This window comes from Polymorphobacter megasporae (assembly GCF_018982885.2).
In the GTDB taxonomy this organism is placed as follows: domain Bacteria; phylum Pseudomonadota; class Alphaproteobacteria; order Sphingomonadales; family Sphingomonadaceae; genus Polymorphobacter_B; species Polymorphobacter_B megasporae.
In genome coordinates this window covers 882,545-900,266 of the sequence record NZ_CP081848.1, presented here as the reverse complement: position 1 = coordinate 900,266, position 17,722 = coordinate 882,545, and the positions used below count along the sequence as shown (strand labels likewise).

19 protein-coding genes are annotated in these 17,722 nt (G+C 64.7%); 10 read left to right on the top strand and 9 right to left on the bottom strand.

The annotated features are described in order from the left end of the window. Nucleotides 1-131: 131 nt before the first annotated feature. The 4 genes from KTC28_RS04185 to holA are packed head-to-tail and all read left to right on the top strand — an operon-like array spanning nucleotide 132 to nucleotide 4,705. Nucleotides 132-581, top strand: a complete 450-nt coding sequence (locus KTC28_RS04185; protein ID WP_216710289.1) for a DUF3576 domain-containing protein — start codon at nucleotides 132-134, stop codon at nucleotides 579-581. Between the two features lie 5 nt (nucleotides 582-586). Then, nucleotides 587-3,163, top strand: a complete 2,577-nt coding sequence (gene leuS / locus KTC28_RS04180; protein WP_216710288.1) for a leucine--tRNA ligase — start codon at nucleotides 587-589, stop codon at nucleotides 3,161-3,163. Further along, complete coding sequence (lptE, locus tag KTC28_RS04175; RefSeq protein WP_216710287.1) at nucleotides 3,160-3,666, top strand: LPS assembly lipoprotein LptE; 507 nt, start codon at nucleotides 3,160-3,162, stop codon at nucleotides 3,664-3,666. The genes leuS and lptE overlap by 4 nt, the downstream gene beginning before the upstream one ends. Before the next feature lie 10 nt (nucleotides 3,667-3,676). Then, the gene (holA, locus tag KTC28_RS04170; RefSeq protein WP_216710286.1) at nucleotides 3,677-4,705 is read left to right on the top strand and encodes a DNA polymerase III subunit delta; all 1,029 of its coding nucleotides are present in this window, start codon (nucleotides 3,677-3,679) and stop codon (nucleotides 4,703-4,705) included. 3 nt (nucleotides 4,706-4,708) lie between these two features. On the opposite strand, the gene KTC28_RS04165 is transcribed toward holA, so the two are convergent. From KTC28_RS04165 to KTC28_RS04140, 6 genes are read right to left on the bottom strand one after another with little or no spacing between them, the layout of a single operon-like run. Further along, nucleotides 4,709-5,593 (bottom strand): ParB/RepB/Spo0J family partition protein, encoded by an 885-nt coding sequence (locus KTC28_RS04165; protein ID WP_216710285.1) that lies wholly within the window; start codon nucleotides 5,591-5,593, stop codon nucleotides 4,709-4,711. Further along, entirely contained in the window at nucleotides 5,586-6,365 is a 780-nt protein-coding gene (locus KTC28_RS04160; RefSeq protein ID WP_216710284.1) for a ParA family protein, read from the bottom strand. The genes KTC28_RS04165 and KTC28_RS04160 overlap by 8 nt, the downstream gene beginning before the upstream one ends. After that, nucleotides 6,362-6,916 (bottom strand): 16S rRNA (guanine(527)-N(7))-methyltransferase RsmG, encoded by a 555-nt coding sequence (rsmG, locus tag KTC28_RS04155; protein WP_216710283.1) that lies wholly within the window; start codon nucleotides 6,914-6,916, stop codon nucleotides 6,362-6,364. Before rsmG ends, KTC28_RS04160 begins: the two co-directional genes overlap by 4 nt. A 56-nt stretch (nucleotides 6,917-6,972) precedes the next feature. Next, a complete protein-coding gene (gene mnmG, locus KTC28_RS04150; protein ID WP_216710338.1) occupies nucleotides 6,973-8,823 on the bottom strand; it encodes a tRNA uridine-5-carboxymethylaminomethyl(34) synthesis enzyme MnmG in 1,851 nt (616 codons plus the stop codon). Nucleotides 8,824-8,877: 54 nt separating this feature from the next. Continuing rightward, complete coding sequence (gene mnmE, locus KTC28_RS04145; RefSeq protein ID WP_216710282.1) at nucleotides 8,878-10,164, bottom strand: tRNA uridine-5-carboxymethylaminomethyl(34) synthesis GTPase MnmE; 1,287 nt, start codon at nucleotides 10,162-10,164, stop codon at nucleotides 8,878-8,880. Between the two features lie 7 nt (nucleotides 10,165-10,171). Beyond that, on the bottom strand, nucleotides 10,172-10,408 hold the full coding sequence (locus KTC28_RS04140) for a DUF6489 family protein (RefSeq protein ID WP_216710281.1): 237 nt from the start codon (nucleotides 10,406-10,408) through the stop codon (nucleotides 10,172-10,174). Between the two features lie 80 nt (nucleotides 10,409-10,488). Here KTC28_RS04140 and KTC28_RS23250 point away from each other — a divergent pair, with 80 nt between their 5' ends. Next, nucleotides 10,489-10,683 (top strand): hypothetical protein, encoded by a 195-nt coding sequence (locus KTC28_RS23250; RefSeq protein WP_369426576.1) that lies wholly within the window; start codon nucleotides 10,489-10,491, stop codon nucleotides 10,681-10,683. Next, nucleotides 10,661-11,470, top strand: a complete 810-nt coding sequence (locus KTC28_RS04135) for a quinone oxidoreductase family protein (protein ID WP_369426575.1) — start codon at nucleotides 10,661-10,663, stop codon at nucleotides 11,468-11,470. The genes KTC28_RS23250 and KTC28_RS04135 overlap by 23 nt, the downstream gene beginning before the upstream one ends. A 46-nt stretch (nucleotides 11,471-11,516) precedes the next feature. Here KTC28_RS04135 and rho read toward each other — a convergent pair whose 3' ends face one another. The 3 genes from rho to hemE form a co-directional block, all read right to left on the bottom strand. Beyond that, a complete protein-coding gene (gene rho, locus KTC28_RS04130; protein WP_216710280.1) occupies nucleotides 11,517-12,773 on the bottom strand; it encodes a transcription termination factor Rho in 1,257 nt (418 codons plus the stop codon). A gap of 263 nt (nucleotides 12,774-13,036) precedes the next feature. Continuing rightward, a complete protein-coding gene (locus tag KTC28_RS04125) occupies nucleotides 13,037-13,477 on the bottom strand; it encodes a CopD family protein (RefSeq protein WP_216710279.1) in 441 nt (146 codons plus the stop codon). Continuing rightward, nucleotides 13,477-14,520, bottom strand: a complete 1,044-nt coding sequence (hemE, locus tag KTC28_RS04120; RefSeq protein WP_216710278.1) for a uroporphyrinogen decarboxylase — start codon at nucleotides 14,518-14,520, stop codon at nucleotides 13,477-13,479. The genes KTC28_RS04125 and hemE overlap by 1 nt, the downstream gene beginning before the upstream one ends. A gap of 366 nt (nucleotides 14,521-14,886) precedes the next feature. On the opposite strand from hemE, the gene KTC28_RS04115 reads away from it, so the two are divergent. From KTC28_RS04115 to coaE, 4 genes are read left to right on the top strand one after another with little or no spacing between them, the layout of a single operon-like run. Beyond that, nucleotides 14,887-15,723 (top strand): pyruvate, water dikinase regulatory protein, encoded by an 837-nt coding sequence (locus KTC28_RS04115; RefSeq protein ID WP_216710277.1) that lies wholly within the window; start codon nucleotides 14,887-14,889, stop codon nucleotides 15,721-15,723. Continuing rightward, nucleotides 15,720-16,310, top strand: coding sequence for a Maf family protein (locus tag KTC28_RS04110; RefSeq protein ID WP_216710276.1), 591 nt, complete (start codon nucleotides 15,720-15,722; stop codon nucleotides 16,308-16,310). The genes KTC28_RS04115 and KTC28_RS04110 overlap by 4 nt, the downstream gene beginning before the upstream one ends. Further along, complete coding sequence (gene aroE, locus KTC28_RS04105; RefSeq protein ID WP_216710275.1) at nucleotides 16,307-17,128, top strand: shikimate dehydrogenase; 822 nt, start codon at nucleotides 16,307-16,309, stop codon at nucleotides 17,126-17,128. Before KTC28_RS04110 ends, aroE begins: the two co-directional genes overlap by 4 nt. Continuing rightward, the gene (gene coaE, locus KTC28_RS04100; RefSeq protein ID WP_216710274.1) at nucleotides 17,125-17,700 is read left to right on the top strand and encodes a dephospho-CoA kinase; all 576 of its coding nucleotides are present in this window, start codon (nucleotides 17,125-17,127) and stop codon (nucleotides 17,698-17,700) included. The genes aroE and coaE overlap by 4 nt, the downstream gene beginning before the upstream one ends. Nucleotides 17,701-17,722 lie beyond the last annotated feature (22 nt).

Genomic DNA, 17,722 nt, shown 5'->3' with positions numbered 1-17,722 from the left:
GTTGATTCCCCTCGCTAGAGAGTCGAATCATTCGAGGGTGTTGCCTCGTTGCATCGCCACCGGCATCGCCCTTTGCGCGAACGCGTCCGCGACCTATAAGGGCGCCGCAATCACGGTGCGGAGTTACACGAATGGTTTCGGTCGGTCGAGCAAGTGCTGGCGCGGCGTTGATGGCGCTCGCGCTCCTCGGCGGCTGCAGCCACGGTCACCACGGTAAAAAGCCGCGGCCCGAGGCGCTGGCCCCGGCGCGGCTGTCGACGATCGGCGTCAATTCCTATCTGTGGCAGGCGAGCCTCGACACGATCGCGTTCATGCCGATCGCCTCGGTCGATTCGAACGGCGGCGTCATCGTCACCGACTGGTATGTCAGCCCGGTGACGCCGAACGAGCGGATCAAGGTGACGATCACGATCCTCGACACCGTCCTCCGCGCCGACGCGGTTCGCGTCTCCGCGAACCGCCAGCAGCTCGGCGCGAGCGGCTGGGTCGAAGTCCCGGTCCGTGCCGGCACCGTCCAGAAGCTCGAGGAGACGATCCTCGGCCACGCCCGCGACCTGCGCCAGGCATCGATCACCGGGTGACCGGCGTGCCCGGTCAAGCGCCGGCCGGCCCGCCGGCCAAGTTCGATTCGTCTGCCGCCGACGCGCGCTGGCAGGCGGAATGGACCGCGCGCGGCACCTTCATCGCCGACGATGCCTCGCCGAAACCGAAGACCTTCATCCTTGAGATGTTTCCCTACCCGTCGGGGCGCATCCACGTCGGCCACGTCCGCAACTATGTCATGGGCGACGTCATTGCCCGCGCGCGCCGTGCACAAGGCTTTGAAGTCCTTCATCCTATGGGCTGGGACGCATTCGGCATGCCCGCCGAGAACGCCGCGATCGAACGCGGCATCCATCCGGGCACATGGACGCGCGCCAACATCGCGACGATGCGCGGCCAGCTCCAGCGGCTCGGCTTCGCGCTCGACTGGAGCCGCGAGCTGGCGACGTGCGAGCCCGATTATTACGGGCACGAGCAGGCACTGTTCCTCGACCTGATGGCGGCGGGGCTCGTCACCCGCAAACTCAGCGCGGTCAACTGGGACCCGGTCGACCACACCGTCCTCGCCAATGAGCAGGTCATCGACGGACGCGGCTGGCGCTCGGGCGCGCTGGTCGAACGCCGCCAGCTCAGCCAGTGGTTCCTCAAGATCACCGACTTCGCCGACGAGCTCCTCGACGGACTGGCGACATTGGACGAGTGGCCCGACAAGGTCCGGCTGATGCAGGAAAACTGGATCGGCAAGAGCCAGGGGCTGCGGTTCACGTTCACCGGCGAAGAAACGATCGAGGTCTATTCGACCCGGCCCGACACGATCTTCGGCGCGAGCTTCGTCGCGGTCGCGGTCGACCACCCTGTCGCGCAGCGCGCCGCCGCCACCAACCCCGACGCCGCGGCATTCATCGAACGCTGCAAGGCCGGCGGGACCACCGCCGCCGAACTCGAAACGCAGGAAAAGCTTGGGTTCGATACCGGGCGCACCGTCGTGCATCCACTCGATCCCGCGCTGACGCTGCCGGTCTACATCGCGAATTTCGTGCTGATGGAGTATGGCACCGGCGCGATCATGGGCGTGCCCGCGCATGACCAGCGCGACCTCGACTTCGCGCGCAAGTACCGGTTGCCGGTGCCGCGCGTCATCGCCGACGGCGACGCGACCGACCCCGTGTTCGACGGCGCCACCGCTTATTCTGGGCCGGGAACGCTGGTCAATTCGCGCTTCCTCGACGGCATGGGCATCGACGAGGCCAAGGCGACCGTCATCGCCAAGGCCGAAGCCGAGGGCTGGGGCACCGGCACCACCGTCTGGCGGCTGCGCGACTGGGGCGTGTCGCGCCAGCGCTATTGGGGAACGCCGATCCCGGTGATCCATTGCCCGAGCTGCGGCGTCGTCCCCGTCCCGCGCGAGCAACTGCCCGTCGTCCTGCCCGAAGATGTGACGTTCGACGTCCCCGGCAACCCGCTCGACCGCCACCCGACGTGGAAGCACGTCGCCTGCCCGGTCTGCGACGAGCCCGCCGTCCGCGAGACCGACACGCTCGACACCTTCGTCAATTCGTCGTGGTATTTCATCCGCTTCGCCAGTTCACCGGCGAACGCCGCGTTCGACCCGGTCGTGGCGAAGCAGTGGCTGCCGGTCGCGCAATATATCGGCGGCGTCGAGCACGCGATCCTGCATCTGCTCTACGCGCGCTTCTGGACCCGCGCGCTCCGCCGCATCGGCCGCCTCGACGTCAGCGAGCCGTTCGCCGGGCTGTTCACCCAAGGGATGGTGACGCACGAGACGTATCGCCAGATCCGCGCCAACGGCCCGACGGCCGACGAAGGCGATTTCGAGGGCAGCAGCGAACTGGCTGGAGCATGGCTGGCCCCCGAAGACATTGAGAAGCGCGACGACGGCGTATTCGAACGCGCGACCGGGCTGCCGGTCGATGTCGGCCGCGTCATCAAGATGTCGAAGTCGAAGAAGAATATCGTCGACCCCGACTCGATCCTCGCGCGCTACGGCGCCGACGCAGTCCGCTGGTTCATGCTGTCGGACTCGCCCCCCGAACGCGATCTCGCCTGGTCCGAAAGCGGGATCGACGGCGCATTGCGGCTCGTCCAGCGCGTCTGGCGGCTCGCGATCGCCGACGCGGGCGACGGGACCGACAACGCACTCGCCCGCGCAGTCGCCAAGGCCGTCGACGGTGTCACTGCCGACATCGACAAGCTCCAGTTCAACAAAGCGGTCGCGCGGCTCTACGAACTCACCAGCACGATCGAACGCGCCGCGCCGTCGACCGCGCGGACCGCGGCGATCGACACGCTGCTGACCCTCGCCGCGCCGATGATCCCACACCTCGCCGAGGAAGCGTGGGCGTTGCGTAGACACGACGGGCTGATCGCCGACGCCCAATGGCCGGTCGCCGACCCGGCGTTGCTGATCGACGACACCGTCACGATCGCGATCCAGGTCAACGGCAAGCTCAAGGACAGCGTCGAAGCCGCCAAGGGAGCGCCGCGCGAAGCCATCGAAGCGCTGGTGCTGGCGCGCGACAAGGTCGTCCGCGCGCTCGACGGCAAGCCGCCGCGCAAGGTCATCGTCGTCCCCGACCGATTGGTGAACCTCGTCGCATGATCCGCGCGCCGCTCCTCGCCCTTGCCACGCTCGTCGCCCTTGCCGGGTGCGGCCTCCAGCCGGTTTATTCGGGAGGCAGCCACGGCGTCGCCGCGACGACGCTGACCCAGATCGCGATCGCGCCGATCCCCGACCGCGCGGGTTACCTCGTGATGGGCGCGCTTCACGACCGGCTCGGCACGACGGTCGACAAGCCGAAATACCGGCTCGAGGTCGAGCTCGATGACCAGATCATCGGCTTCGGCGTCCGCGGCGACAATTCGATCGCGCGCGAGCGACGGACGCTCCGCGCGCGCTACCGCCTCGTCGATGCGGCAACCGGTGCGCTCATCCTCGACGCGACCGCTACGAGCGATGCCGGCATCGACCGCGTCAGCTCGGACTATGCCGTCGTCGCCGCCGAGACAACCGCGCTCGAACGCCTCGCGGTCGACCTCGCCGCACAGATCAGCGTCCGGCTCGCGCGCTTCGCCCAGGCCGGGGGCATGGTCGAGGCGCAATGAAAGTCGGGCGATGAAGGCAGACCGGGGCGCGCTCGCGGCCGCGATCCGCAAGCTCGACCCAGCGATCCGGCTTGTCCTGCTCCACGGCGCCGACACCTCGGCCTCCGCCGATCTCGCGCGAACCCTCGCCCGCCAGTTCGTCGACCCGAACGACCCGCTCGGCGAGACGGTCATCGATGCCAAGTCGCTGACCGCCGACCCCGCCGCGCTCGTCGCCGCCGCGAGCGAAGTTTCGATGTTCGGCGGGACGCGACTGATCCGGGTCGACGATGCCGGCGACGATGCCCTTAGCGCGGTCGGACAGGTGCTCGACGCCCCGGCGACCGGCAACCCGGTCGTGGTCGTTGCGGGCACGCTTAAGAAGGGCTCGAAGCTGCTGACCCGCGTCGAGGGGGCGGCGAACGCGCTTGCCTACGCGAGCTACGCCCCCGAGGCGCGCGACATCGCTGCAACGATCGCCGAGATGGCGGCCGAGGTCGGTGTCCGACCAACCCGCGCCGCGGCATCGATGCTCGCCGAGGCAACCGGCGGCGACCGCGGCATCCTGCGGCAGGAGATCGTCAAGCTCGCGCTCTACCTCGACGCGACTCCCGAAACGACCGTCCCCGCCGAGGCGAGCGACATCGCCGCGATCGGGGCCGACCTCGGCGACGCCGACTTCGCCGCGCTGGTCGACGGCGTTGCCGGGGGCAAACCTGCCATCGCCGACCGCCAACTGACCGGCTTCGCCGCGTCGGGAATTCCGGGCATCACTCTCCTCCGCACCGTTTCGCGGCGCTTTTGGCTGCTGCTCGACCTGCGCGCCGCAGTCGACGGCGGCGCGAGCGCATCACGCGCGGTCGATGGGGCACGGCCGCCGGTGTTCTGGAAGGAGAAAGGTGCGGTCACCGCGCAGCTCGGCCAGTGGCGCACCCCGGCGATCCGCGGCGTCCTTGCCCGCCTGCTGGCGGCCGAACGCGCGGTCAAGCGCAGCGGCTCGGCAGGCGATGTCGCGGTCGCGCAGCTCCTGCTCGGGATTGCGACCCAAGCGCAGCGATAACGCTCAGCGCGGAGCGAGCGTCACATGCGCCGCTTCGAGCAGGCGGCAGAGCAGGTCGAGCTGGTCGAGCGTCGAAAATGCGATCGTCATCGTGCCAGTTGGCGGCTTCGGCGCCGCCAGCGTCACCGTCATCCCAAGCGCCTCGGCAAGCCGCGCCTCGAGGGCCGCCAGATCGGCGTCGTGCCCATGTGCGCCGGTATGTGCGGGGCTGTGTGCGCTAGGTTTACCCGGGTTCGACCGGCGTGCGAGTGCCTCGATCTGGCGGACCGACAGCCCCTCGTTGATCGCACGCAGCGCCAGCGCCGACGCATCGGGCGACATCATAAGCGCCTTGGCATGCCCTGTACTCAGCGCCCCGGCAGCAACCTGTTCCCGAATATCGTCGGGAAGATCGAGCAATCGCAAAAGGTTGGCGACATGGCTGCGCGACTTGCCGACGATCTTGGCTAGGCCCTCCTGGGTATGCCCATAGTCGCCGATCAGCCGCCGAAACCCCTCGGCCTCCTCGACCGGGTTGAGGTCAGCCCGCTGAATATTCTCGACCAGCGCCACCTCGAACGCCGCCGCATCGTCGAGTTCACGAATTACGACTGGAATTTCATGGAGTTGTGCGGCCTGAGCCGCCCGCCAGCGGCGCTCCCCGGCAACAATCTCGTACCGCCGCCCTGGCAATGGCCGCACCAGAATCGGCTGCAACACCCCCCGCGTGCGGATCGACTCGACAAGTTCCTCCATCGCCGCCGCATCGAACCGCCGCCGCGGCTGGGTCGCACTGGCGATGATGTCGGCGATCGGCAACGTCGTCCGCGCCGGCGTCGCCGCTGCTCCTTCGTCCATCAACGCCGACAGTCCGCGGCCAAGTCCAGCAACGCGCTTGCGATCAAGCATCGACGAGTTCTCCTTTGACCCTTGTCCGGGCCAACACCTCGCGCGCGAGCGCGATATACGCGAGCGATCCCGCGCAGCGCAGGTCATAGACCAACGCCGGCATCCCGTGACTCGGCGCCTCTGACAGACGAACATTGCGCGGGATAGTTGTTTCAAAGACTTGCACACCCATCACCGCGCGAACGTCGGCGACGACCTGCTCAGAGAGACGGTTACGTCGATCGGCCATCGTCAAGACAATGCCGAGCAAACGCAGTGCTGGGTTCAGTCCCGAGCGCACCCGTTCGATCGTATCGAGCAATTGACTCAACCCCTCGAGCGCGAAAAACTCGCACTGCAGCGGGACGAGCACCGTCTCGGCGGCGGTCAAGGCATTGAGCGTCAGAAGCCCGAGCGACGGCGGACAATCGGTCAAAATAAAATCATACGCCGGTGCCGCGTCGACCGCGTCGGCGAGGCGCCGGTTACGGCGATCAAGTCCGACAAGCTCGACCTCTGCCCCCGCGAGTGACGACGTTGATGGCACGATCGAGAGGCCCGGAACCGCCGTCGGCATCGTCGCCTCTGCAATCGACGCCTCGCCAAGGATCACGTCGTAGATCGAGCAATCGCGCGCGCGTCGATCGATACCGAGTCCGGTCGACGCGTTGCCCTGCGCATCCATGTCGAGCAGCAACACCGTCTTCCCCGCAGCTGCCAGCGCCGTCGCGAGATTAATTGCGGTCGTCGTCTTGCCGACCCCACCCTTCTGGTTCGCGACCGCGATTCTCATTGCCGCCTCCGAACCCGTTGCGCGTCGACGATACGCGCTTGGGGGTCGGTCCGGCTAGCGATCAATCCGCAATCGAACGTGAACATCGCGCGTGCTGCCTCGACCTCGTCCGCAGCTGTCTTGCCCTTAAGCAACAGCCATCGCGCATCGCGCGCATGTGGCATCCCCCAATCGAATAATTGTGACAGAGATGCGCAAGCTCGTGCCGTTATTATACTGGCACGAATTTTTGGAAGCGCTTCAATCCGACAATTGTGGATTGTTACTCGATTGGACAGATCAAGACGCTCGACAACCTCGGAAAGAAAGCGGCATTTCTTGGCAGTCGCTTCAACGAGATGAAACTTGCCCGATTGGAACAATGCCAAGACAAGTGCCGGGAAGCCGGCGCCGCTACCTAAATCCAACCAAGTTGCGTCAGACTCCGTCACCAGATCAGACAGCTGGGCGGAATCGGCGAAATGGCGCTCCCAGACGATGTCGAGCGTCGAGCGCGCGACCAGGTTCATCCGCTCCTGCCATTCGATCAATAATGCCGCATAGGTGTCCAACTTTTCCATTGTTCCACGTGGAACATCATAGTCTGACCGAAACGCGTCGCGCCCATTCACGCTGCACGTCGCGAGTGAGACAGAAGCGCGGTCAGCGCTCCGGCCGTGATCCCAGGAACGCGCTTTGCTGCTCCGATTGACACAGGACGCGCCGCCGATAGTCGGTCAACCATCTCGGTCGAGAGCCCGACGACAGCAACAAAATCGATGTCCTCCGGAAGCATCATCGACTCGTCCTTCCGAAAGCGCGCGATGTCGTTGCCTTGGCGTTCAAGGTAGACCGAATATAGCATGTCGGTCGCGACAGTCGCAGCGATCGTATCGGACACCATGCCGAGCTCCGGCCAAATTCGGCAAGCCGCCGCCCAGTCGATGCCCGGGTGAGACAACCATATAGCTGCCGTTCTCGATTTCCCGTCCTGATTTACCGGGATACCAGCCGCACCAATCTTGCTTGGAGTCGCCGTCAGCTCAGCGACAGATTTACGAGCCGCGTTGAGTTGGTCGTGATGTTTCGCAAATCGCTCGCGTCGTTCCGCTCCGAGCACTCCAATCGACATGCCTAGAGGTGTGAGGCGCTCAGCGGCATTATCAATCCTCAAGCTGAGGCGATATTCGGCACGCGATGTGAACATCCGATACGGTTCACTAACCCCCTGCGTCACGAGGTCGTCGATCATCACGCCAAGATACGAGGATGCGCGGTCGAACAGGACGGGGGATAACCCGCCGGCCGCGCGCGCCGCGTTGATTCCGGCGACGATCCCTTGGCCGGCCGCCTCCTCATATCCGGTCGTGCCGTTGATTTGTCCGGCGAGGAAAAGCCCTCGTCGATCGCGAACCGCTAGTGCCGGCGTTAGAATGCGGGGGTCGACTACGCCGTATTCGACCGCATATCCAACGCGCGTTATCTGCGCGCGCTCGAGTCCCACGATCGCATGGATAAATTCGGCTTGAATATCCGCCGGAAGCGACGTCGATATGCCGTTCGGGTAGATGCTGGTGTCGTCGAAACCTTCGGGCTCCAGATAGATTTGATGGCCGTCGCGGTCGCCGAAGCGCATCACCTTGTCTTCGATCGACGGGCAATAGCGCGGTCCGATACCATCGATGCGTCCCGCATACATCGGCGCTAGCGCAATATTACGCCGGATGATGTCGTGAACGATCGCATTCGTTCTTGTCATCCCACACGGAAGCGATCTCTTATCGGCTCGGACGAGTGGTGTGTCGGACAGATGAACAGGCACCGCATCGCCATATTGTTTCTCGAGCCGCGCCCAGTCGATCGTGCGTCCGTCGAGTCTCGGCGGAGTACCGGTCTTGAAGCGGGTCATCGGCAAGCCAAGGTCGAGAAGTGCGACCGCGAGCGCGCTTGAGGCTCTGCCTCCTGAACGCCCGCCGGCGGTCGCAGTGATCCCGCAATGCAGGGTCGCGCCGAGGAACGTCCCCGTCGTAAGAACAGTCGAGCTCGCGAATATCGGTTCGATCGATGTGTTGACGCCAGTGATCTCGCCGTGATCGCCTATCATTAGCGATTCAACCTTGGCCTCGACGACATCCAATCCCGGTTGCGCGCTGATCGCCGCGCGCATCTCGGCCGCATAAAGCTTTCGATCGACTTGCGCCCGAGGTCCTTGAACCGCCGCGCCCCTGCTCCGGTTGAGCAGTCGATACTGGATCGCTGCCGCGTCACCGACCCGGCCGATCAGCCCGTCGAGCGCATCTATTTCGCGGACCAGATGACCTTTGCCAAGTCCGCCAATAGCGGGGTTGCACGATAAGATCCCGATATCGGCAGTGTTGAAAGTCACTAGCGCCGTCCGCGCACCCATGCGGGCCGCCGCGGCGGCAGCTTCACACCCGGCGTGCCCACCACCGACAACCAAAACATCAAAATGTCGCATCGGGTAATTAGGGCCGTCGCTCACGAAGGTCAAAATGTTCCACGTGGAACACGATCATTTTCCCAAGCAAAATCGCGTGAAAATCGCGTCGAGCATATGTTCATTCGTCACGGCACCCACTATCGAGTCAAGTTCAACGCTGGCTCCGCGCAAATATTCCGCAGCGATTACGGAGTCGCTTGCCATGATCGCGTTGCCGATGTCGACCCGCGCTCCGACTATCGCCAAACGGTGCCGCTCGCGTGTCACTAAGGCAGGTTCTGCACGCATGACCGCCTTGTTGGCCCAAATCGTCATCCAGGCAACGAGGGTACCTATCCCTTCACCCGTCTTCGTTGAAAGATGGAGCTGGCCATCATCCCACCCTGCGCTTCGGCCAGATAAATCGCATTTGCCAACGATTTGTAGATCCTCAGACCGGGCCGCACCGCCGCCCATCACGATGACGAGATCCGCCGATGCGGCGCGCGCTATCGCTCGCTTGACCCCTTCAGCCTCGACGGGGTCGGTCGTCAACCGCAGTCCGGCCGTGTCGAGCAAGGTCACGGCGGCGCCGCCGAGATCGAGACGGACCTCCAAGATGTCACGTGTCGTTCCTGCGTGCTCGCTGACGATGGCGACGTCTCGCTTGGCGAGCGCGTTGACAAGGCTAGATTTTCCGGAATTGACGGGGCCCGTGACGGCGACCGTTAAGCCGTCCCGGATACGTTCCCCTCGGGTTGCGTCGATCGCTGCGGCTTCGAGCTCGGCGGATAACAATGTCAGCCGGTCTCGCGCCGCGATCGTTAAGCCGACAGGCACGTCATCCTCGTCGGCAAAGTCGAGGCTCGCTTCAAGGTCGGCGCGAGTTTCAATGAGGGCCGCTCGCCACCCGTCGACGCGGTCGCGCAGGTAGCCTTCGACGTGCCCCAAAGCCTGTTGCCGCTGCAGCTCGGTTTCCGCCGCGATCAGGTCCGCCAGACCTTCGACTTGGGACAGGTCGAGCTTGCCGTTATCGAACGCGCGCCGGGTGAATTCTCCCGGCTTGGCCAGCATCAGCCCCGGCAGCCGAGACAAAACGCCGAGCACCGCCGCGACAACGGCAACGCCTCCATGGAGGTGTAGCTCGACAAGATCGTCACCGGTGGCACTCGACGGCGCGGCAAAGGCGACAACCATTGCGTCGTCTAAAACCAACCCGTCCGCGGGATCGATCAGTCGCCTTCGCACCAGTTGCCGAACTTCGGGCACCTCCCGCTGCGTTAGGACTGCGAGCGCGTCATGCGAAGCCGCGCCTGATATTCGGATGATCGCAATGCCGGCCGGCGGCCGTCCGCTCGACAGCGCGAAAATCGTCGTCATGCGCGGCTCAGTCGCTCTTCGGCCGTCCCGCGTTGAACAGCGCGTTGCGCCACGTCTCGAGCCCCTCGCTCATCCCCGGCATCCACGCCCGGGCCATTCTTTCGAAATCCGCCGGACCGACACCCTCGGTGACGAAGCTCTTCATTTTGTCGAGATACAGTGCGTGGAGCGGCTCGAGGTCGGGCAGTCCGAGAAACGCGCGCGCCTCCTGCGGCGAACAGTCGATATCGAACGTAATCTTCATGCAACCCGGCCTTTTGCTGCGGCGAACGCCAAAGTCTAGCGTTGGTCACGAGAACCGCCAAGCGACCGAGGACCCACGCGATGACCGACGCCAAAGCCATTCGTTTCGACGCCACCGGCGGCCCCGACGTGCTCCGCCTCGAAACCGTCGAGGTCGGCGATCCCGGAGCCGGTGAGATCAGGATTCGCCAAACCGCGATCGGCGTCAACTTCATCGACACCTATCACCGGACCGGACTCTATTCCGCTCCATATGCCGAGCGGCATCGGCCTTGAAGCGGCGGGCGTCGTCGAGGCGATCGGTCCCGAGGTGCTCGACTTCGCCGTCGGTGACCGCGTTGGCTACTGCTGGGGCCCGGTCGGTGCCTACGCAACCGAACGATTGATGCCCGCCAGCCGCGTCATCGCGCTGCCCGGGCTGGTGACCGACGAAATCGCCGCGGCTGCGTTGCTCAAGGGGTGCACGACCGAGATGCTCGTCGAGCGCTGTGCCAAGGTCGAGGCGGGCCAGACCGTCCTCGTCCACGCCGCCGCCGGCGGTGTCGGGCAGCTCCTCGTGCAGTGGCTGCGCCATGTCGGCGCGCGGGTGATCGGCACCGCGGGTACCGCAGAAAAGGCCGCGATCGCGCGCGAAGCCGGAGCCGACGATGTCATCCTGTATCGCGACGACGATGTCCCAAGTGCGGTTCGCGAGTTGACCGACGGCAAGGGCGTCGACGTCGTCTTCGACGGGGTCGGACGCGACACCTGGTCCGGCTCGCTCGCCTCGCTCGCAAAGCGCGGGCTGCTCGTGTCGTACGGCAATGCCAGCGGCCCGGTCGAGGGGGTCAACATCGGCATCCTCGCGCGCAGCGGATCGCTGTTCGTGACCCGGCCGACGATGATGGATTATTATCTGACCCGCGATGAAATCTTGAGCGGCGCCGGTCGCGTGCTCGATATGATCGCCGATGGGACAATCGTCGTCGATATCGGCGCGAAGTTTCCGCTGGCAGACGCCGCTGAAGCACATCGCGCGATGGAGGGACGCTCGACGATGGGATCGACGATCCTGATCCCGTAACCCGAGTCGAAACGGATGCGGCGGCGTTGGGCCGCCGCATCGCCGACTAATGGTTCATTGCGTCGAAGAAATCTTCGTTACTCTTCGAGTCCTTCATCTTGTCGAGCAAGAATTCCATCGCGTCGATCGTACCCATCTGCATGAGAATACGACGCAGGACCCACATCTTCGACAAAGTGTTCTTGTCGACGAGCAGTTCTTCCTTACGCGTTCCCGACTTGCCGATGTCGATCGCCGGGAAGACGCGCTTGTCGGCGATCTTGCGGTCGAGAACGATTTCGGCGTTGCCGGTGCCCTTGAACTCCTCGAAGATGACTTCATCCATCCGACTGCCGGTGTCGATCAGCGCGGTCGAGATGATCGTCAGCGAGCCGCCTTCCTCGATGTTACGCGCCGCGCCGAAGAAGCGCTTCGGGCGCTGGAGCGCGTTGGCATCAACGCCGCCGGTCAGCACCTTGCCGCTCGACGGAACGACGGTGTTGTAGGCGCGGCCGAGGCGAGTGATGTTGTCGAGCAGGATGACGACGTCGCGTTTGTGCTCGACGAGGCGCTTGGCCTTTTCGATGACCATCTCGGCGACCTGGACGTGGCGCGTGGCGGGTTCGTCGAAGGTCGAGGAGATGACCTCTCCCTTGACCGTACGCTGCATGTCGGTGACTTCCTCGGGGCGCTCGTCGATCAGCAGCACGATGAGGTAGACCTCGGGGTGGTTCGCCGAGATCGATCGCGCGATGTTCTGCATCATGATCGTCTTACCGACCCGTGGCGGCGCGACGATCAGGCAGCGTTGGCCCTTGCCGAGAGGGACGACGATGTCGATCACCCGCGCCGACTTGTCCTTGATCGTCGGATCAAGCGTATCGAGGCGCAGCTTCTCGTCGGGATAAAGCGGGGTCAGATTGTCGAAATTGGTACGGTGGCGGACGACATCGGGGTCGTCGAAGTTGATCGCGATCAACTTCGTCAGCGCGAAATAACGCTCGCCGTCCTTCGGCGCGCGGATCTCGCCTTCGATCGTATCACCGGTACGGACGCCAAACTTCCGCACCTGGTTGGGCGAGACATAGATGTCGTCGGGGCCAGCGAGATAGTTCGATTCAGGCGAGCGAAGGAAGCCGAAGCCGTCATTCATCACTTCGATCGTGCCGGTCCCCATGATCGTCGTGCCGTTGTCGGCCTCGGTCTTGAGGATGGCGAAAAGGATGTCCTGCTTGCGTAGTGTCGACGCATTCTCGACCCCGAGCGCCTCGGCCATGACGACCAGTTCGGCGGGAGTTTTGCGTTTCAGATCATGGAGATGCATCAGATATCTTTGCGTGTCGTCCGGGCACTGTCGCGATGGGGAAAGGCGATGGCTGCGGGGGAGCGCTCCGCCAGGATGGCGGCGCTGTATCAAACGTAGGAGGGATGCACCCGCCGGTCAAGCGATCCGGCGGGCGCGAAACTTCAGGACTTCGGCGCGATGCCCTTGGTCGACGGGTTGGCGGCGATCGTCTTGACCTTCTTCGCCTTCGGCTTGCGCGCTTCCTTGTTCGATTTCTGCTCGGCCATCTTCGCTCTCCTTGATTAAAAAGGTTTGACGACGACGAGGATAACGATCGCGATCGTCGCCAGTGCCGGTACTTCGTTCAACAGGCGCAGTGTCTTGTTACGATATGGCCGAACGCCTCGCGCGAACTTCGACGCGGTCGCCGACGCCCAGCCGTGATAGCCCGAAAGCAGGACGACGAGAAATATCTTGGTGTGGAGCCAGCCTTGCCCGGCGAGCCCATAACTGACCGCCAGCGTGATCCCGAGTATCCACACCGCAATCAGCCCCGGCGTCAGGATGATCCGCTTGAGCCGCCGTTCGCGGTCGATCCACGCCGCATCCTCGGGCGAACCGACCGCCGATTCCATGTGATAGATGAGGAAGCGCGGCAACATGAACAGCCCCGCCATCCAGAAGATCACCGCGATGACGTGGAGCGCCTTGACCCACAGATAGGCGGTCGAACCGACGTCCATCAGCTGCGCTCCCCGTTGCGAACCATATCGAGCAACGCCTCGACATGCGCGATCGGCGTGTCCTGCAAGATGCCGTGGCCAAGGTTCAAGATATGCGGCCGCTCGTCGAAGGCGGCGCGGATCCGCGCGACACTGGCCCTGAGGGTCTCGCCGCCGGTGATCAGTGCGAGCGGATCGATATTCCCCTGGACCGGCATCCCCGGCGGCAGCATCGCATCGGCCCATGCCGGGTCGACCGTCTCGTCGAGGCCGACCGCGTCGACCCCGGTCTCGGCGGCATAGGCCGCGAGCTTCGCGCCGGCGCCCTTGGGAAAGCCGATGATTGGGATATCGGGGTGGCGGACCATCAGGCGGCCGACGATCGCAGCGGTCGGCGCGATCACCCAGCGCTCGAATTCCGATGGCGCAAGGCTCCCCGACCAGCTATCGAACAGCTGGACGGTCTGCGCCCCCGCTTCGATCTGGCCCGACAGATAATCGACGGTGACCGCGACGATCCGGTCGATCAACGCCCCGAATGCCGACGGATCGCGATACGCCAGCCGCCGCGCAATCTCGTGGTCCTTGCTGCCCTGCCCGGCGACCATATACGTCGCGACGGTCCATGGGCTGCCGGCGAAGCCGATCAGCGCGGTTTCGGGCGACAGCGCCGCTTTGACCCTGCGTACAGTGTAGTAGATCGGGGCGAAGCGCTCGGGCGCCGGGATCAGGCTGTCGAAAACGCCATCGAGCAGTGCGGGCATGAGCCGCGGTCCCTCGCCGACCCCGAAGGTCAGATCCTGCCCCATCGCGTGCGGAACAATCAGAATGTCCGAAAATAGGATTGCCGCGTCGAGGCCGAACCGGCGTATCGGCTGCAACGTAATTTCGCACGCGGCAACGCTGTCATACACGAGTGCGAGGAAGCCGCCTTTCTCGGCCCGTAGTGCGCGATATTCGGGCAGATACCGCCCCGCCTGGCGCATCAGCCACATCGGCGGCGGGTCGAGGTGTTCGCCACCGAGGACGGCGAGGATCGGTGAGGTCGCGGCGCTGGAGATCATGGACCTTGCAAACCCCGGCGGCAGCGCGGCGTCAAGCCCCGTCCCGGTCGCGGCTCGTACCTGCCATCGCACTACTACTCTCCAAGAATCTTAAAAAGACTTAGATGAAGTTGTAGTGCTGTGAGTCAGCGGCATTTCGGATTTATCCACGGTCACCTATTGTGCGATATCGTATAAACCGGTGGTGATTCCGATGGCGAGGCCGACTTGTCCCCGTTGTTCACAGGCACTCCCCACACGCTGTCCCCTTGTGGACGGGCGGTGCACACATCACACGAAACCCGTGCCTTGCTGGTTTCAGCCCAAGCCGCTAACCGCTGATGGTGGACTTATCCCCAGATTTCGCGGGAACGAAATAAATCGGTCATGGCGCGATTGCACCTCCATCTCGTGTCCGACTCGACCGGCGAGACGCTCGAATCGATCGTCAAGGCGGGACTCGGGCGGTTCGAGGGCACCGACACCATCAAGCATTTCTGGCCGATGGTCCGGTCTGAGGGGCATCTCGATCGAGTCGTCGAGGAAATTGCCAAACGGCCCGGGCTCGTCCTCTACACGCTGATCAACGGTGCAGTCCGCGACCGGCTCGAACTACGCTGCGACCAGCTGGCACTGCCGGCGGTGTCGGTGCTCGACCCGATCATCAGCGCGCTGTCGCAGTTCCTCGGCCAGTCGGCGGTGACGCGGCCGGGACGCCAGCATGTCATGGACGCGGCGTATTTCCGCCGGGTCGACGCGATCCACTTCACGATGGCGCACGACGACGGGGTCGGGGCCGAGGATTGGGAGGAAGCCGACATCGTTATCGCCGGCGTGTCGCGGTCATCGAAAACCCCAACGTCGATCTACCTCGCCAATCGCGGCTACAAGACCGCGAACATTCCGTTGGTGGTCGAATCGCCGCCACCGGCGTCGCTGTTCCACCTCGCGAAGCCCCTCGTCGTCGGGCTGACCACCTCGCCCGAACGGCTAATCTCGATCCGCCGCAACCGCTTGCTGACACTCGGCCAGACCGCCGATACTGCGTATGTCGATGCTGGACTGGTTTCCGCCGAGGTTGCCTTCGCGCGCCGTCTGTTTGCCGACAACGATATACCGGTGATCGACGTGACGCGGCGATCGATCGAGGAGACCGCGGCGGCGATCATCAATCTCGTCCAGGCGCGAAGCGACAGCGCGAATATCGAGCTCGAGGGGAAGTGATCACCCTCGCATCGACGAGCCCGGCGCGCGCGGCGATGCTGACTGCGGCCGGGGTGGCATTCACCGCACAGGCTCCGCTGGTCGACGAAGATGCGATCAAGGAGGGTCTTGCCGCCGAAGGCGCGCGCGCCGACCGGATCGCCGATGCGCTCGCCGAGACCAAGGCGATCAAGGTTTCGCGTCGAGTGCGCGGCCTCGTTCTTGGCGCGGACCAGGTACTCGTGACTGCCGACGGCGCGATGCTCGATAAGCCCGGCGACCGGGCGGGCGCGGCGGCGCAGCTGCGGCGGTTGATGGGGGCCGAGCACCGGCTGATCGCGGCGGCGGTGATCGCCGAGGACGGCGTGGCAGTGTGGCGAGCGAGCGACACCGCGCGGCTGACGATGCGGTCGCTTTCGGATGCGTTCATATCGGACTATCTCGACCGCGAGGGCGACGCGGTGCTGGGGTGCGTCGGAACGTACCGGATCGAGGGGCTGGGGGCGCAATTGTTCACGAAGGTCAGCGGCGACCCGTTCGTCATCCAGGGGCTGCCGCTGCTGGCGGTGCTCGATTACCTACGAACGCGCGGCGAGTTGGCGGCGTGAGCTTTGCCTCTGCGGGGGTCATCGGCTGGCCGGTCGCGCACTCGAAGTCCCCGCTGATCCATCGCTTCTGGCTGGCAAAGCTGGGGATCGACGCGGATTACGGGCGCTTCCCGGTCGCACCCGAACATCTCGGCACGGCGATCGACGCGTTGCCGGCGCTGGGCTTGTCCGGGGTCAATGTAACTGCGCCGCACAAGGTCGAGGTGATGCGTTTTCTCGACCGGGTCGATCCGCGAGCGGCGCGGGTCGGGGCGGTCAATACCGTCGTGGTCGAGGGCGACACGCGAAGCGGCTATAACAGCGACATTGATGGCGTCACTGAGGCGCTGCGCGGGATCGATCTGTCGGGATCGGTGATCGTCGTCATCGGGACCGGCGGTGCAGCGCGCGCAGCATTCGCGGCGCTGTCAGGCACCCGCCATCGCGAAATCTTAGTCGTCAGCCGCAATCCGAGGCTGGCGGCGGAAACCGCGCGAGAGTTCGACATCGTCGCGACTGGAGTTCCGATAGAGAGTATTGGCAGCTGTTTTGCCCTTGCTGACCTAATTGTTAACGCGTCTCCCCGTGGCATGCACGGACAGCCTGAATTGTACGAAAATGTACAGAGTACACTTACGCACCCCTTTACGGTTGTTTTCGATATGGTCTACGCTCCGCTCGAAACCGCGCTTCTCGCGGCCGCCCGCGCCCGCGGGTTGCGTACCATCGACGGTCTCCAGATGCTGGTCGGACAAGCTGCCGCCGCGTTCGAGCTGTTCTATGGTGCCCCCGCCCCCCGCGATCATGACGCGGAGCTTCGCGCGTTGCTGATCGCATGATCGTCCTTGGCCTCACGGGTTCGATCGGCATGGGCAAGTCGACCGTCGCGGCGATGTTCCGCCGGTTGAAGGTGCCGGTGTTCGACGCCGATGCCGTTGTGCGTGAACTCCAGTCGCCGGGCGGTGCAGCGCTCGGCCCGATCGCCGCAGCGTTTCCTGGCGTCGTCGTCGACGGCGTCCTCGACCGTGCCGCGCTCGGGCAGGAGGTGTTCGCCGATAGCGACCGGCTCGAGACGCTCGAGGACATCGTCCACCCGCTCGTGGCGGTGGCACGCACCCGCTTCCTCTTCCGCTATCGGACCCGCGAGCTTGTCGTCCTCGACATCCCGCTGCTTTACGAGCGTGGCGGCGACGACGACTGCGACCTTGTCGCGGTCGTCTCGGCCCCCGAGGATGTGCAGCGCGATCGCGTCATGGCGCGACCCGGCATGACCGCGGAAAAGTTCGAGGCGATCCTCGCGCAGCAGATCCCCGACGCGGAAAAACAGGCGCTCGCCGATATCGTCATCCAGAACGGCGGGTCGACGATCGCGACATGGCGGGCGGTCAAGGAGATCGTCGCCGGCCTTTGACTTGTCTGGGGTCGGATCGACG